This is a genomic window from Westiellopsis prolifica IICB1, assembly GCF_004323185.1.
Classification (GTDB): Bacteria; Cyanobacteriota; Cyanobacteriia; order Cyanobacteriales; family Nostocaceae; genus Pelatocladus; species Pelatocladus prolificus_A.
Genome location: NZ_NAPS01000001.1, coordinates 185,076 through 200,023, shown reverse-complemented (window position 1 = coordinate 200,023; position 14,948 = coordinate 185,076). Strand labels below are relative to the sequence as shown.

The 14,948-nt window shown below is 39.6% G+C and carries 13 protein-coding genes and 1 tRNA gene; 4 read left to right on the top strand and 10 right to left on the bottom strand.

The window, feature by feature from the left end:
* Positions 1 to 214: 214 nt before the first annotated feature.
* The gene (locus tag B4U84_RS00865; protein ID WP_131115036.1) at positions 215 to 577 is read right to left on the bottom strand and encodes a four helix bundle protein; all 363 of its coding nucleotides are present in this window, start codon (positions 575 to 577) and stop codon (positions 215 to 217) included.
* A gap of 14 nt (positions 578 to 591) precedes the next feature.
* Complete coding sequence (locus B4U84_RS00860) at positions 592 to 2,151, bottom strand: SUMF1/EgtB/PvdO family nonheme iron enzyme (protein ID WP_131115034.1); 1,560 nt, start codon at positions 2,149 to 2,151, stop codon at positions 592 to 594.
* 362 nt (positions 2,152 to 2,513) lie between these two features.
* Between B4U84_RS00860 and rsmA the strand changes: the two genes are divergently transcribed.
* From rsmA to B4U84_RS00845, 3 genes are all read left to right on the top strand, one after another.
* On the top strand, positions 2,514 to 3,356 hold the full coding sequence (gene rsmA, locus B4U84_RS00855; protein WP_131115032.1) for a 16S rRNA (adenine(1518)-N(6)/adenine(1519)-N(6))-dimethyltransferase RsmA: 843 nt from the start codon (positions 2,514 to 2,516) through the stop codon (positions 3,354 to 3,356).
* Between the two features lie 152 nt (positions 3,357 to 3,508).
* The gene (gene ispE / locus B4U84_RS00850; RefSeq protein ID WP_131115029.1) at positions 3,509 to 4,456 is read left to right on the top strand and encodes a 4-(cytidine 5'-diphospho)-2-C-methyl-D-erythritol kinase; all 948 of its coding nucleotides are present in this window, start codon (positions 3,509 to 3,511) and stop codon (positions 4,454 to 4,456) included.
* A 124-nt stretch (positions 4,457 to 4,580) separates the two neighbouring features.
* Positions 4,581 to 4,886, top strand: a complete 306-nt coding sequence (locus B4U84_RS00845; RefSeq protein WP_131115028.1) for a DUF3082 domain-containing protein — start codon at positions 4,581 to 4,583, stop codon at positions 4,884 to 4,886.
* Between the two features lie 255 nt (positions 4,887 to 5,141).
* Here the strand turns inward: B4U84_RS00845 and B4U84_RS00840 are convergent, their stop codons facing one another.
* The 5 genes from B4U84_RS00840 to argF form a co-directional block, all read right to left on the bottom strand.
* The gene (locus B4U84_RS00840) at positions 5,142 to 7,229 is read right to left on the bottom strand and encodes an AAA family ATPase (protein WP_131115026.1); all 2,088 of its coding nucleotides are present in this window, start codon (positions 7,227 to 7,229) and stop codon (positions 5,142 to 5,144) included.
* Positions 7,226 to 7,393 carry a hypothetical protein gene (locus B4U84_RS30230; RefSeq protein ID WP_017312482.1) on the bottom strand — a complete coding sequence of 56 codons (168 nt, stop codon included), beginning with the start codon at positions 7,391 to 7,393 and terminating at the stop codon, positions 7,226 to 7,228. Before B4U84_RS30230 ends, B4U84_RS00840 begins: the two co-directional genes overlap by 4 nt.
* Positions 7,394 to 7,546: 153 nt before the next feature.
* Complete coding sequence (locus B4U84_RS00830) at positions 7,547 to 9,061, bottom strand: DNA phosphorothioation system restriction enzyme (RefSeq protein ID WP_131115022.1); 1,515 nt, start codon at positions 9,059 to 9,061, stop codon at positions 7,547 to 7,549.
* 256 nt (positions 9,062 to 9,317) lie between these two features.
* The gene (gene lexA, locus B4U84_RS00825) at positions 9,318 to 9,923 is read right to left on the bottom strand and encodes a transcriptional repressor LexA (protein ID WP_131115020.1); all 606 of its coding nucleotides are present in this window, start codon (positions 9,921 to 9,923) and stop codon (positions 9,318 to 9,320) included.
* Between the two features lie 167 nt (positions 9,924 to 10,090).
* Positions 10,091 to 11,011, bottom strand: coding sequence for an ornithine carbamoyltransferase (gene argF / locus B4U84_RS00820; protein WP_131115018.1), 921 nt, complete (start codon positions 11,009 to 11,011; stop codon positions 10,091 to 10,093).
* Between the two features lie 335 nt (positions 11,012 to 11,346).
* Between argF and B4U84_RS00815 the strand changes: the two genes are divergently transcribed.
* Positions 11,347 to 11,418, top strand: a tRNA-Thr gene (locus tag B4U84_RS00815).
* Between the two features lie 59 nt (positions 11,419 to 11,477).
* On the opposite strand, the gene B4U84_RS00810 is transcribed toward B4U84_RS00815, so the two are convergent.
* The 3 genes from B4U84_RS00810 to B4U84_RS00800 all read right to left on the bottom strand — a co-directional run bounded on the left by B4U84_RS00810 (position 11,478) and on the right by B4U84_RS00800 (position 14,785).
* On the bottom strand, positions 11,478 to 11,603 hold the full coding sequence (locus B4U84_RS00810; protein ID WP_510650792.1) for a hypothetical protein: 126 nt from the start codon (positions 11,601 to 11,603) through the stop codon (positions 11,478 to 11,480).
* 140 nt (positions 11,604 to 11,743) lie between these two features.
* Positions 11,744 to 13,996, bottom strand: coding sequence for a PAS domain-containing sensor histidine kinase (locus B4U84_RS00805; RefSeq protein WP_131115016.1), 2,253 nt, complete (start codon positions 13,994 to 13,996; stop codon positions 11,744 to 11,746).
* Positions 13,997 to 14,230: 234 nt separating this feature from the next.
* Positions 14,231 to 14,785, bottom strand: coding sequence for a sensor histidine kinase (locus B4U84_RS00800; protein ID WP_242677507.1), 555 nt, complete (start codon positions 14,783 to 14,785; stop codon positions 14,231 to 14,233).
* Between the last annotated feature and the right edge of the window lie 163 nt (positions 14,786 to 14,948).

Sequence of the window (14,948 nt, the reverse complement as noted above, 5' to 3'; positions counted from 1 at the left end):
CTAATGCAATAATTAGTTGTGGCGATCGCATTGCAATACTTCTCAGTGAATAATTTTTCGTCATTATTTTGGTATGTAGAGACGCGATATATCGCGTCTCTACACAATATTTTGGATATTGCATATTTTATTGTCAAAAAATGATTGAGTCGGACAACTGTTCGGTTTTGCAACCTACCAAGCCTATCAGTTATCAGTTCTCAGTTCTCAGTTATCAGTCTATTGATTGGTGGTTAATTTTTGTTTTTTTGAGGATTGAGAACAGAATTTTTCCTATTTCATCTGCATCCTGATAAATGCTATCAAACGCTTTTTGCTCAATGTATTCTGTATCTTTTAACAAAGAAAGCCAATATTTCGTTTCCAAGCATTCTTTATAAGCAATAGAAATTTTGGCGGAAAAATCTGCTTGAGATATTGCTCCATTAGCTTCAGCAATATTGGCTCCGATTGATGTTCCGCTTCTGATTAATTGCTTCGATAAAATATATTCTTTCTTCTCTTCGGAAATATATTTGTAGGCGTTTACAATCCGAATGGCAAATTTATATGCTTTCTCATAAACTAAACTATTCATGATTGACTGATATACTACAAGCAGTTTTTAGTATAACTGATAACTGATAACTGATAACTGATAACTGATTTCCTGCCCCACCTGCAATTTCTCAAACAAGTGAGAAAACTGATTAAAAATAGTGTATGATAATCTGTAGGCAAAGACACCCGATTTTTGAAAAAAATATTTGATCGCGCTTCGCGCGGGAAGAAGAGAAAAGAATAAGAAGTGTAAAGGGCAAGAGTGCGAGAGGGGAAAGTGAAAGGAGTCCTCACGCAACCAACACCACCAACCGAAAACCAACAAGGTCGAAAACCAACAAGGTCGAAGCGATTGACAGGGACGTACCTATTGCGATCAGGAGAGCGACAAACCCCTGGATAGGAGTTCCAAGAACCGCCACGCAGCAGCTTGTTATCATCGCTACCTTCTAACCACGCACTACCGTCTGTCGGCGCTCCGTCGTAATTATTATGATATTTATCTAGACACCACTCGAATAGATTACCACACATATCGTACAAACCGAAAGAGTTAGGAGGAAATTTTCCTACATCTGTTGTTTGTTGACGATATTCACCTTTTGGTGCAGAGCCGTAAGTATAATTTCCGTCGTAGTTTGCTAAATCAGTGGTAATTGTTTCGCCAAAATAAAAGGGCGTAGTTGTACCTGCACGAGCTGCATATTCCCATTCCGCTTCGCTGGGTAGTCTATAAGTGCGCTCCGTCTTTTCACTTAGGCGTTTGCAGAATTCTACAGCATCATGCCAAGATACTGTTTCTACAGGTCGTCTTTCCCCTTTGAACCTAGAAGGGTTACTACCCATAATTGCCTGATATTGTGCTTGGGTAACTACATACTTACCCATGAAAAAGCTAGGAACTGTAACCTCATGCTGTGGACTTTCATCTTCATATCTTCCTGCTTCCCCTGGTGGTGAACCCATGAGAAATCTACCACCTGGTATCTGTACCATTTCCAAGGTGACACCATTTCCCAAGTCTTCAACAAAGTATTTTGCTTCGCAGTTACGACGGTTGGTGATGTTTCCTTGTGCATTGACGGTGACAGTTTCAAATTGGAAGGTTTGTAGAGGAGGTTGTTTTGGCTCAATTATCAGAGGTGTATCCGGGATTTGAATTACTGGTGGTGCTGGTAATTCTGCACCTCGACCTCTAATCCCGCGTATTAAACTTTTTAATGCTGCTTCATCATTGGAACTGGTAAATGTAATCCACGCCCATTGACTCAAATAAAATAAACTGTCTGGAATATCGTTGATTCCAAGTAGGATGGGAATCACACGAAAACCTTGGTTTTTGTGTTTTCTCAGAAAAAATTGAATGATGGCGCCAAGTTCCAGATTCTCCTGAAAAGTCCCCAAGCCATTTTGACTAATAAAGAAAGCACCAACTTTAGACTGGGAAATCCCTTGAGAAACGACTTGCTGAATATTGTCTCCTGGGAAAATTTGCTCTTCATCAAACCACGGTTTCAGATTGTAGCGAGTCAATTCTTGAGCGATCGCTCTGACTTGAGGCTTGTCTTTGCTATTGTGAGCTAGAAAAACATCAAACTCAAACTGCTCCACTACTCACTCCTCGATGCCAAGTATATTTCTTTCCCGGATATTGAACCAATGCCAAAAGGCAGATTTACAGATATAGTTTTAAATACTATAGCAATCCTAAATCATTCGTGAGAGGCAAGATCCCCGACTTCTTTGAGAAGTCGGGGATCTGGAATTCCGTATTTTCTCACAACTCAATTAGGATTGCTATATGCGATCGCGCATAAAAATAACTAAGCAAACTTAACCAATAATTATCTGTAATTATTGTATAAGACTCCTATTTGATTTTTGTTGGCGTAGCGATAGATCCCCGACTTTTTTAAAAAGTCGGGGATCTGAAGACCCGCGACTGCCTTTGTTTATAATAAAGAGTAAAATTAATGATCCGACCGCGCAAAATTTTTGGTCAACATTGGCTCAACAGTGAAAAAGCACTCGCAGAAATTGTTCAAGCTGCAAAATTAAAACCGAGCGTTAGCGAAGCTCCTCTGAAGGAGGCTCGCATTCTGGAAATTGGCCCTGGTACTGGCATTTTAACTCGTCGTTTATTACCCTTAGTCGAATCTTTAGTTGCAGTGGAAATTGACCGCGATTTGTGTGAAAATTTAGCTAAAGGATTGGGTAAGCGCGAAAATTTTTTGCTTTTACAAGGGGATTTTTTAGAGTTGGATGTCTCATCTTTACTAGAAGGATTTCCAGCTTTTCAAAACCCGAATAAAGTTGTGGCAAATATTCCCTACAATATCACCGGGCCGATTATCGAAAAGCTTTTGGGGACAATTGCTAATCCTAATCCAAAACCTTATGATGCGATCGTTTTGCTGATTCAAAAAGAAGTCGCAGACAGAGTTGTAGCTAAACCAGGTTCCAAAGCATGTGGAGCGTTAACAGTGCGGGTACAATATTTAGCCGAGTGTGAGTTAATTAGTATTGTGCCAGCCAAAGCATTTTATCCACCGCCGAAAGTAGACTCTGCGGTAGTGCGATTGATTCCCCGCAACATCGAACCCGCAGCCAATGACCCGCGCCAACTAGATACTTTGGTAAAATTAGGCTTTGGAGCCAAGCGCAAAATGCTACGCAATAATTTGCAATCAATTGTAGAACGCGATCGCTTGACCGAATTACTGGAAAAATTACAAATAAATCCTCAAGTTCGTGCTGAAGAACTCAGCGTAGAGCAATGGGTTGCTTTAAGCAATCAGTTAGGGGTTAATGGTTAGTGGATAGAGACGCGAGGAACATCGCGTCTGTACAATTAATGGTCAATTGTCATTGGTCAATTGTCATTAGTCAATTGTCGTAACTTCCTTGTCCCCCGTGTCCCCCGTGTCCCCCGTGTTCTCCTTGTCCCCCTAATCCCCTATCCCCAAAAATGCGTAGCTATACTCTCATCGCTCCTGCCAAAATTAATTTATATCTGGAAATCATTGGCGATCGCCCTGATGGTTATCATGAGTTAGCAATGATACTGCAAAGTATTAGCCTCGCTGACCAAATTGATCTGCGTACAGCCAGTACAGAAGCGATTCGTGTTCACTGTGACCATCCGCAAGTACCGACAGATAAAAGTAATTTAGCATACCGGGCTGCGGAATTGATGGCAACGGAATTTCCTGATGCTTATGCTAAGTATGGTGGTGTAGATATTACAATTACTAAACGGATTCCTGTTGCTGCTGGGTTAGCTGGTGGTTCGACAAATGCAGCAGCGGTGTTAGTTGGTATAGACTTGTTGTGGAATTTGGGACTTACCCAGTCGGAATTAGAAGAACTAGGAGCGATTTTAGGTTCCGATGTACCGTTTTGTGTAGCTGGTGGTACTGCGATCGCCACAGGTAGAGGTGAGCAACTTTCTGCTCTAGCTGGTTTAAACAATATATATATAGTATTGGCAAAATATCGGAGTTTAGAAGTATCGACTGCTTGGGCATATAAAACCTACCGTACTTCATTTGGTAGTTCGTATATCAAAGATAAAGAAAGTTTGACAGCGCGGGCTGAGGCTGTGCATTCTGGAGGAATGGTGAAAGCGATTTTGCATCAAGATGTCCAAGAAATCGCTGACAAGCTGCACAATGATTTAGAAAAAATAGTATTACCAGCTTATTCACAAGTTTTGCAACTGCGTGAAATCTTTGCAACTCAAGAAGGGGTTTTAGGAACCATGATGTCCGGTTCTGGGCCGAGTGTATTTGCACTGTGTGATTCAAAGCAGCAAGCAGAACAAGTTCAGCAACGTGTCAGGGAAGCAATACCCGACGAAGATTTAGAATTATTTGTGACTGAGTTTGTGAGCCACGGTATTAAGATAGCATCGTAACAGTTATCAGTTATCAGTTATCAGTTATCAGTTATCAGGTATCAGTTATCATTTGCTCTTTTTGATAACTGTTCCCCGTTCCCCTTTCCCCGTTCCCCGTTCCCCTTTCCCAAAAGTAATTTTTATGAATGATCCAGAAGAGACTCAAACGCAAGCTAAAGCTACTCCTTTACGTAGTTTAATTGGCGCTGTGATTTCAGGGTCTTTGGCTTTTGCTGCTTATTCTCTCATGGTTTCCATCGCTACAACTTTTGCAGCCAAGCCAATTCATTCTGATAATGTATTTGCGCTGAGAATTTCTTCAGCTGTGCGTACTTTAGTTTTGGGTATAGCTGCTTTGGGTTCTGGAGTATTTGCACTTGTGGCGATCGGTTTAGTTGCTTTGGCGATTCAACTATTTTTTCAGCAAATGACAAAGCGCGAGTCTTAACACTACTACACAAACAAAGTTCACCTAAGTAGACTGAACAACAAGATCCCCGACTTCTCAAAGGATGCAGCTGGCGAATAGGGGGTCAAACCCCTCGTTCGCCCACAAATTGGTTGTAGAGACGCGCCATGGCGCGTCTCTACATCTGGTGGAATGACGAAAAATCGTCGGTGAGGGGTGTCACCCCTGATTCGCCAGCTGTATCCTCAAAGAAGTTGGGGATCTGAAATCATGTCTTTGTTTAATTTTTGTTATTTATAATGATGCCAGATTGTTACGATTCACTTCAATAATTTCTGTATACTCAAATTCATTGGGACTTTGTCTGACAAGAGGATATCTTTCTCCTCCCAATTCTATATAATCTTGTTCGCAATCAGGCTTAGAAGAATAATAAACCAATATATATTCTCTACCAATTCTCTCGGCTATTTCTGCTTCTACTTCACCTCGCCATTGGGTTTTAGTTACTAACACCACTAATTGATTTGCTAATTTAGGAATAACTCTCGCAATCTGACGACGATTAATCACATCCAAACTACCAAAGGGTGAATCCATGACAATTGGTAAGGTACTAGTATCTGGAACCATCAACATTCTTTTTTGACTCCATTCTCTTACCCTGTCGATAATTCCGCCGATAAAAGATAAACTGAGAATTTGATTTTCACCAGTGGAAGCTGCTACTGGTGATTCTATACCAATGGTATTTTCTACTAGCGCCAGTTCGTATTTATCGCTGATTTTGGGAATGTAAGGTGTAAATGAAATTTCGCTAAATATTTCTTGGACTCGCTTTTCCAATTGCAAGCGAAATTGTTGTTCTTGGCGTGTTTTGACTAAATTTAATCTATCAATTGCGTCTTGGGTTGCAGCAATTCGGCGTTGTGCGAGTGCTTGGCGCTCTTCGTTAAATTTTTGTCTCGTAATTTGCTTATTTAAGCTTTCAATTTCAGTTTTATTGTTAGCGATTTGCTGTTGATTAGCCCCTTGTTCTAAGGTTAAATCAGTAATTTTTTCTTCGATTTCATCCAAGCGTTTTTGTAAGTTGCGAATTTCTTCACTGGGATCTTTTCGCAATCGTTCTTGGATACTATCTAAATCTGCTTCGATTTGAGAGATAGTTTGTCTTAGCTGATTAATTCCTACTTGTTCTCGATCAACTTCTTCCCAAAATGCGATCGCTTGTTTATCAATTTCATCAACTCGTTCATTCATGCGAATCGCAGTTTCTTCGACTACCGATGAACCTGCTTGTTCTAGCAAGATTTTAACATTTGTGTGGGGGTGAGTTCCTTCGTGCAATGGAGTTCCACAAATACAACGTTGAGAATCGAGTAAATTATCTAAGAATTCTCGCGAAATTCCAGGAGTCAATTCACCACGTTGTTTTAAATTGGAAATTATCTCTCGAAATTGTACTGTAGTCTCGGAAAGTAAAACAGTATATCCACGTGTGGAAATTGTTTTTTTCAGTGTTTCCCACTTTTTTTTCAATTCTTCTTGATTGAGAGTTTTTTGTGATACTAAACTCTGTCGTCTTTCTTGTAATTCCTTAGCAGCGCTGAGTTCTCGTAAACGGTTACTAGTTTCTTTTTTGATAGTTTGCTGATATTCTAGTTCTTGCTTAAGCTCTGTTTGGCGAGTGTTAATACGTTCAACTTCTTGCTCGATTTTACTTTGTTGTTTGAGCAACTGTTTTGTTTCCGAATCACCAATAACTTTTAATTCGTTTTCGAGGGTTTTCTTGGCTTCGCTTAAATGTCTAATGGAGCGATTAATTACCTCAACTCCTAATAAAATTTTTGTAGCTTCAGCAATTTCAGCTTTTTTATCAGAACGCACAATATGTTCTATACGTTCTCCATCAAAAAAGAAATATTGATGTAAGCTGCTGGGTAAAATTTGATTGATGATATCTTCTAAATTTTGATTCGGTGGAACAAAATACCAGGAACCATCATCTTTACCCACCCACATACTCAATTCTGTTTTACCGGGTTCAAAATCAGTTTCATTTTTGTAAACCCGACAAGCACGTTTGATGCGGTAGCGTTTATTATCATGTTCCCAGACAATTTCTACCCAACATTCGATAGGTTGTCCAATTTTTGCTTCTGCGATCGCACGCTTATTTACTAATTGTTCTGCTGAGGAAAAAGCCGCACTAAATTTTTCATAAAGCACCCAAGTAAATGCGTTTAAAAAACTAGTTTTACCTGCGCCATTATTCCCATGAATTACTGTTGTGTTGCTAGCATCTCCATGAGCAAGGATGACTTCTGGAGTTTTACCATAAAAGGAGCGAAAGTTGCATAATTTAATAGAAATTAACTTCATCGCACAGCATCCTTCACTATCCTTAAAATATCATCATTGATATGGCTATTACTTTTTTTATCCAACCTGCTTTTTTCTAATTGCCATACTTGTTCAATAATTTGCCGTACCTCTGGAGGAGCAGTTATTATTGGTTCTTGAACATCATCTATATTATTTGTCATTTGTCATTTGTCATTTATCATTTGTCATTGGTCATTGGTCATTGGTCATTTGTCATTGGTCATTTGTCATTGGGAAGAGACTTGCTAAATAATTCTCCCTTGTCTCCCTTGTCTCCCTTGTCTCCCTTGTCCCCCTTCCAATCCCCGCTCCCTTCAAAGATCCAATAATTCATACCTTTTTTGCAAATCAAGTAACTTAATTCTGGCTTCACCAGCATTATCTGCTAAATCAGCAAATTCGACAAAGCGTCGCAATTCTTTTCTTAACAAATTACGTTCTACTTCTAAAGTTTTTCTGTCTAAATCGGGTGGTAAAACAATCATGTCAAAAATTGTGGCTCGTTCTTTCCCAGTATGAGGACGTAAAACTCGTCCGCGTCGTTGGATAAATTGACGAGGGTTTCCAGAACTTGCCAAGATTACAGCAGTTTGAATTGCTGGGATATCTACACCTTCATCTAAACAGCGAATTGCAACTAAACCTTGTAATTCTCCACTTTCAAATTGACGGCGTAAAATTTCTCTTTCTTCTAAAGAAGTTTGAGCGGTGTAGGTGTTGATTTTGTAACCTAATTCTACTCCTAAAATCTTGGCAACTTCTTTAAGTTGCTGTAAATTAGAGCGCTGTCCTGTTTCTTGAGAACCATCGCTACAATAGAACAGAGTATGAGTTGTTTCGCGACGAGTAGCCATTAATTCGCGCAAAGCTTTGAGTTTATTCGTTGCTGCACCAATTAATCTAGCTCTTTGCATTAACAATGGTTTTAAATCTTCATTATCTTCAAAATAATTTGCATATCCGGTTTCTTTTTCTCTATATAATAAAGCCTTGCCTATTTTCTGGGTAATTTTTGCATAAGTACGGCTTTCGGTTTCAGTTAGTTCTACTAAAATTGGATAATAAAGATAACGGACTAAAGCACCTTGATTAATAGCATCTTTTAAAGTAAACTCTGGTTGGAGAACCGAACCAAAATAATTAAAGATAGATTGGGTTCCAGTTTCATCAAAATATCTTTCTGGTGTTGCAGATAAAGCTAGGCGCAAACCGACACGTCGGGGTAAACTTTCTTCTAATTTGGGTGCGCCTAAATTATGAGCTTCATCACCAATAATTAAAGTTTTTTCGGGAAAATACTTGAGTTGAGATTGAAATCCATCACCAATTAAAGTGGAGTTAGTAGTAATTATTGTGATGAATGATTGTGAACCAGAATGGACATTATAAAGTTGACTAGAAAGTTGACTTTGCCAATTGCGTAAGTTCTCAAAAGCTAAGATGGGTTGTAAATTAAATTTTTCACATTCTCGCGCCCATTGGGTGACAAGATGACGATAAGGACACACTACTAGCAATGCTTGTAAGTTAATTTGTTTATATAACTCGCAAACAACAGCAAGTGCAGTAATTGTTTTACCACTACCCGTTGCCATTTTGAGTGTACCTCTACCGTTGTTGGCAAACCAATTATTCACAGCTTGACGCTGATAGGGTCGCAATTGCAGATATACTGCCATTTGCGGACATCCTGGTAATGGTTGCTGAGTTTGATAATTACCCTTACTTTCACCCGCAAACGGTAATTTCAGGCGATACTTTTGCGAAGGTTTATTAACTGTGGTTGCGAAAGTATTTAGTGACGGGACTTTTTGCTGTGTCAGATACATTGGGGAAAGGGGATTGGGGATTGGGGAAAGGGGAAAGGGGAAAGGGGAAAGGGGACAAGGAGGACAAGGGGGACAAGGAGGATAAAGGAAGGGGGACAAGGGGGATAAGGGAGGAGATAAACAAAACACCAATGTCCTATCAATTCCTACATTCCCGATCCCCGTTACCCCTTCGCCCCTAATCCCCACTCCCTTGGGGGAGTGGGGGCCCCGAGTTCCGCAGAGGGGGCCCCACCTTAAGCGATCCCTGATCCCCTTAACTATAAGTACGCCAGATACCGACCAGGGAACCCTGTACCTGTACCTGCATGGCTGCTACTTCGATGGGGTTATATTTAGGATTGGCTGGTTTGAGAATAATGCGATCGCCGTCTTTGTACAATCGTTTTAATGTCGTACCGTATCCATCTACTCTCGCAGCGACAATTGTGCCATTTTTAAGTTGGTCTGGTTCCGGTACGGGACGCAAAAATACCAAATCTCCATCAACGATTGAATCTTCGATCATACTGTCGCCTGCTACCCGCAAAGCATAGGTTTGGGGTGGTAAGGAGATGTTTGAAAAGTCAAGATGTTCGACAGCATCGGTGAAGGGTTCTATTAATCCACCAGCAGCAATTGTTCCTAAAATCGGTACACCTTGCTTTAATGGATGTAAAATTCTAATTGTTCGTGCTTTTCCTTCACTCCATTCAATGTATCCTTTCGTGCGGAGATGTTCTAAGCGACTTTGAATTGGTGCTGGCGATTTTAAATTCATCGCTTCCATCATCTGCCGAATTGAAGGAGAATGCTGGTGTTCTCGGATAAATTCTGCTAACCAATCGTAAAGTTCGCGTTGCGCTTCAGTTAATCTTTCCATAAATTTGTAGGGAGGTAAAAATAAATAGTTCCTTAGAACATTAGTACTACAAAAAACCCCCCGATGGAAAGGTAAAAATAAAAAGTTAAAAGTAAAAGTCAGAAATTTTGACTTTTGAGTTTGTACAGACGCGATGTTCTCGCGTCTGCGCTAACTTTATAACTTGTTTACTCTGCTCCTAAAATACTAGCAAGCAAAGCTTTCTGCACATGCATACGATTTTCGGCTTGATCCCAAACTCTTGATTGTGAACCTTCAATCACTGCGTCAGTAATTTCTTCGCCACGATGGGCTGGTAAACAGTGTAAAACGATCGCTTGTGGGTCAGCAATGCTCAATAGTTGCTCGTTAATTTGGTAGGGTTGAAAAATGGGGAGGCGATCGTCTGCTTCTGATTCTTGACCCATACTTGCCCAAACATCAGTGTAAAGTACGTGGGCGCCTTTGGTTGCAGTTTCAGGATCATTTGTGAGAATGACTTGGGTTTTATTATTGGCGATCGCTCGTGCTTTTTCAATAATTGTTGCATTTGGTTCAAATCCATTTGGTGTGGCTACTCTGACATTCATCCCCACCAAAGCACAACCCAACAACAAAGAATTGGCGACATTATTACCGTCACCAACATAAGTCAAGGTTAGCCCAGATAAATCGCCAAAACACTCTTGAATTGTCAATAAATCTGCTAAAACCTGACATGGATGTTCTAAATCAGTTAAAGCATTAATAACAGGAATCTTGGCATAATTTGCAAAAGTATCTAATTCCTGTTGGGCAAAAGTCCGAATTGCTAAAATATCCAAATATCTATCCAAAACCCTAGCAGTATCTTGCACAGGTTCACCGCGACTCACTTGCGTGACATTTGGATTTAAATCTATTACCTGTCCACCCAGTTGATACATCGCCACGGAAAAACTCACGCGTGTGCGAGTAGAAGCTTTGGAAAACAACAGTCCCAAAACTTTATTACATCGTAAACTTAACTGTTGAGATTTCAAATGGATTGCCATTTGCAGGAGTTCTTTGACCTCTGGGGAAGTGAGGTCTGCCAGACTTAATAAATCTCGTCCGCTCAACAATGCCATGCTTCTTGTTTGTAAAGAAAAATTATATCTTCTCTGTTCTGCACACTGTCGTGCAAGAAGTAGCGCTCTAAAACTCTACCAAATATTTCTGTATCTCATCTATAAGTTGAGGCAACTTTGATGTTTATATTACTTTATCGATGATATCAGTGTTACAAACCACTATACAAACCACGATTTCCTCAAAAATTTCATCATCCTTTTGGTAGAAAAAGTTGGTTAATGGTTAACTATGCCCCATACCTCACACATGATATTGATAGTTGACACTAAACTGCCTTATGGTATAATCAAAAATTAGTGCGACGCTTGATGTTAAATATCAGCAAAGCTACGCCAGCATAGCACAGTGGTAGTGCATCCGACTTGTAATCGGAAGGTCGTCGGTTCAAATCCGACTGCTGGCTTTGGTAAGAGAGAACACAAAACAGGCAATAAGGAGTAGTGGATCGTTATGTTCACCGCCTTAAGATAACCCCATTTTTAACCAATCAAAAACTTGATCAACAGTTAGTGCAAGCTCAATTTCTGGTAATACGGGTAAAGAATCTTTTCCTTGGAGGAGCAAGGGTTGAGAAATGATGATGCTCATGACTCCAAAAATCCTGCGTGACCAGATGTGTTTATAGTCTAGCAAAACGGAGATTTGCCACCTGATTTGCAGCGCGCTCCCACTTTACCATTTGGAAGGATAATCGGAATGCATTGTTCACTCCAACCATCCGATTCGCATTAAAATTCTTGATTAATAGGTAAGGTAAACCAAAAAGTTGCGCCTGTATTTGGTGTGCTATCAACACCAATTTCTCCACCGTGAGCCTTGATAATGCGTTTGCACAGATATAACCCTAATCCCAAGCTTAAAGAATTGCGGTTATTGCTACCCCGGAAGTATAAATCAAATAGTCTTTCGGACTGTTTTTGACTTAAACCCACACCATTATCGGTAACTGTGCAGTAAATCTTATCTTCCTGGGCGATCGCATTGATGGTTATACTCAATCCTGGAGGATTATGTTTAACTGCATTGACAATTAAGTTAGAAAATACTCGCCATAGTTGCGTTGGATCGCCACTCACTAAGGGTAGTTCATCTTTGACTAGGTTGGTCAAAGTGACTTGGTTTTCTGTCAACATTGGTTGTAGATCTGCGATCGCATCTTCAACAATTTTGTGCAATCTTACAGGTTGACGTTGCAAAACAATACCTTGCACTTCGCTCATATGAGCTTCCATCAGTGAGTTAATTAAATTTAGCTGTCGCTCACTGCTTTGTTGCATCCGTTCTAATATCGACCGAGGAACGGGAATAGAGGAAACAGAAGAAGACGCGGGGAGTGAAAGACGCTCTGACGCGGAGATATCTAAATTCCTCCTGTCCCCTTGTCCCCTTTGTCCCCCCTGTCCCCCTTGTCCCCCTTGTCCCCCCTGTCCCCGTGCGAGTAAATTATTCAAAACCATCAGTGTACCCAAAACCGGGTTGCGTAAATCGTGGGAGACTGCATGGACAAATACTCGTAATGCTTCTTCTGTACGTTTGCGATCGCTAATATCTAAAATTACTCCGACTAAACCACCAAGAGATCCATCTGCTTTGCAAAAAGTTGCTTTGTAAACAATCACATCGTGTTTTTTGCCATCTTTGTACACTACTGAATCTTCGTAACTTTGCACACCTCGTTGTACAAATAAATTTGTATCTGCTTGTTGATATTTTGCTGCTAGTTCTTTGGGCGATAATTCATACTCTGTTTTGCCAATAATTTGCTCTTTCTTCAGTCCCAAACCTTCTTCAAAAGCTTTGTTACAACCTAGATAAAAACCTTCAGCATTTTTATAAAAAACTGGCGTTGGAATAGTATCAATTAAAACTTGTAAAAAATCTAATTGTTCTTGTAAAGCTGTCTCAACTTGCTTACGTTTAGTAATATCTTCTATTAGTCCTTCGTAGTAAAGTAGCTTCCCGTTTTCGTCACGAACTGCGTATGCTTTTTCCGAAATCCAGACGATACTACCATCTTGACGATAAATTTGTGACTCAAACTCAGATACTTTTCCGTATTCTTCAATTAAGCGTACAAACTCTGTACGCCTTTTGGGATTAACATAAAGCTGATGTTCTATATCGGTGAAATTAGTTGTTACTTCTGTTGCAGATGAGTATCCATAAATACGTGCTAATGCTGGATTCGCAGTAATGTAGCGTCCATCGGGAGTACTTTGGAAAATACCTTCAACAGCATTTTCAAATATACTGCGATATTTCGCTTCTGTAACTCTTAATTTCTGATAGGCAAATTCTAGTTCTTTACGGGCGTAAAATTCCGAGCGTTGTAGGCGATCATATAAATAAACACCGAGATTACAAATAGCACAGAACCAGAACAAATATAAAATAAAGGTGACATTGTATAATTCCGGATGTTCTGGGAGCGGTAATTTTAGCTCAAATATTTTATTTATACCAAAATAGTAAATAAATAATCCTAGTTGAGATGTTAAATGCAGAGTCCAGCGCACTGGTAGGAACGTTGCTTGACTGAGGAACACAAGCGACCAACCTAAGGTGTCAGGTAATGCAAAACCTTTGAGAGTTGCAAAAATTTGAGGGATAAGATTTATTGACCAAGATGAACTTAAAAATACTATTCCTGGATGCTGACGCCCAAATTTTGTTCGACGCAAAGCCATGCATAAACCCAGACTCAGAAACATAGCAATATCCATGAATAGCGCTTGAGTTCTGAGTACTTCTGGTAGTTTTTGTAATTCTTTGAGAGGGAAGAAAAAGTTATAAATGTCTCGCAATGTAAACGTTAAAATGCAGATGAAAGCCAGCCATAACAATAAATTTAATTTCTGCCATAAAAAGTTATTTCGCCAATTTTGGTATTCATTGGCAATATAATCTGCTATTGGCGTTTTCTTTTGTTGAGAAACAACTTTTTTTCGCCATTTTTGCAATATTTTTCCTATGGTCTTCATTAGTTGTGACCAAATCGCTTATAAGTAGGTTGGCACAAATAAAGTTAATTAATTATTAGTATAGACGCGATGTTCCTCGCGTCTGTACAATCGTCATTGGTCATTTGTCATTGGTAAGGATAATACCATTTCACGTTAATCACGATCCATATAAATTTTGTACCAGACGCGATATATCGCGTCTGGTACAGGGTCTGTATTTGTATCAGGCTTTTCGTGAAATGGTATAAGGTATTAAATTTTTTGTTTTATTGCTAATGGTAGTGTAAACCAAAAAATTACTCCATGCTGATGATGACTCTCAACGCCAATTTCGCCTCCGTGCGCCTTAATAATTTGTCGAGACAGGTACATCTTTAAGCCAATACCTATAGAAAAACGTGCTTGTGGATCGTGAACGTATAACTCGAAAAGGCGATCGCACTCCAACTTACTCATTTGAGTACCGTTAAATTTAATGCTACAACGCATCATATCTGCTTCTACTTTCGCACTAAGTTGCAGGTCTAGACCCGGTGGATTACTTTGGAAAATATAAGTAAATAAATTGACAAATATTTTATGTAATTTTACAGAATCAGCAGATACTAACGGTAAATCTCTAGGCACCAATGTTTTTAATTGTGACTGATTTTGCTTTAACATTGGCTCGACATTTTTAATTACTTCTCGAATAAATGTATTAAATTCGATGATTTCCTGATTGAGAGTAATTCCTTCTACTTCAGTTGAATGTATTTCCAGTAATGAATCAATCATTCGTAGTTGGCGATCATTACCTTGAATCATGCGATCGATAATTGAACGAGGAACGGGGATTGGGGATTGGGAATTGGGGATTGGGGATTGGGAATTGGGGATTGGGGATTGGGGATTGGGAATTGGGGATTAGGGATTGGGGATTTGAAATTGGGGATTAGCTAAATATATTGAATTTTTTGAATAAAACTAG

Excerpts from the sequence above, each read along its gene's own strand:
- B4U84_RS00865 (WP_131115036.1), bottom strand. The coding sequence starts at position 577 with ATGAATAGTTTAGTTTATGAGAAAGCATATAAATTTGCCATTCGGATT.
- rsmA (WP_131115032.1), top strand. The coding sequence starts at position 2,514 with ATGATCCGACCGCGCAAAATTTTTGGTCAACATTGGCTCAACAGTGAA.
- ispE (WP_131115029.1), top strand. The coding sequence starts at position 3,509 with ATGCGTAGCTATACTCTCATCGCTCCTGCCAAAATTAATTTATATCTG.
- B4U84_RS00845 (WP_131115028.1), top strand. The coding sequence starts at position 4,581 with ATGAATGATCCAGAAGAGACTCAAACGCAAGCTAAAGCTACTCCTTTA.
- B4U84_RS00840 (WP_131115026.1), bottom strand. The coding sequence starts at position 7,229 with ATGAAGTTAATTTCTATTAAATTATGCAACTTTCGCTCCTTTTATGGT.
- B4U84_RS30230 (WP_017312482.1), bottom strand. The coding sequence starts at position 7,393 with ATGACAAATAATATAGATGATGTTCAAGAACCAATAATAACTGCTCCT.
- B4U84_RS00830 (WP_131115022.1), bottom strand. The coding sequence starts at position 9,061 with ATGTATCTGACACAGCAAAAAGTCCCGTCACTAAATACTTTCGCAACC.
- lexA (WP_131115020.1), bottom strand. The coding sequence starts at position 9,923 with ATGGAAAGATTAACTGAAGCGCAACGCGAACTTTACGATTGGTTAGCA.
- argF (WP_131115018.1), bottom strand. The coding sequence starts at position 11,011 with ATGGCATTGTTGAGCGGACGAGATTTATTAAGTCTGGCAGACCTCACT.
- B4U84_RS00810 (WP_510650792.1), bottom strand. The coding sequence starts at position 11,603 with ATGAGCATCATCATTTCTCAACCCTTGCTCCTCCAAGGAAAAGATTCT.
- B4U84_RS00805 (WP_131115016.1), bottom strand. The coding sequence starts at position 13,996 with ATGAAGACCATAGGAAAAATATTGCAAAAATGGCGAAAAAAAGTTGTT.
- B4U84_RS00800 (WP_242677507.1), bottom strand. The coding sequence starts at position 14,785 with ATGATTCAAGGTAATGATCGCCAACTACGAATGATTGATTCATTACTG.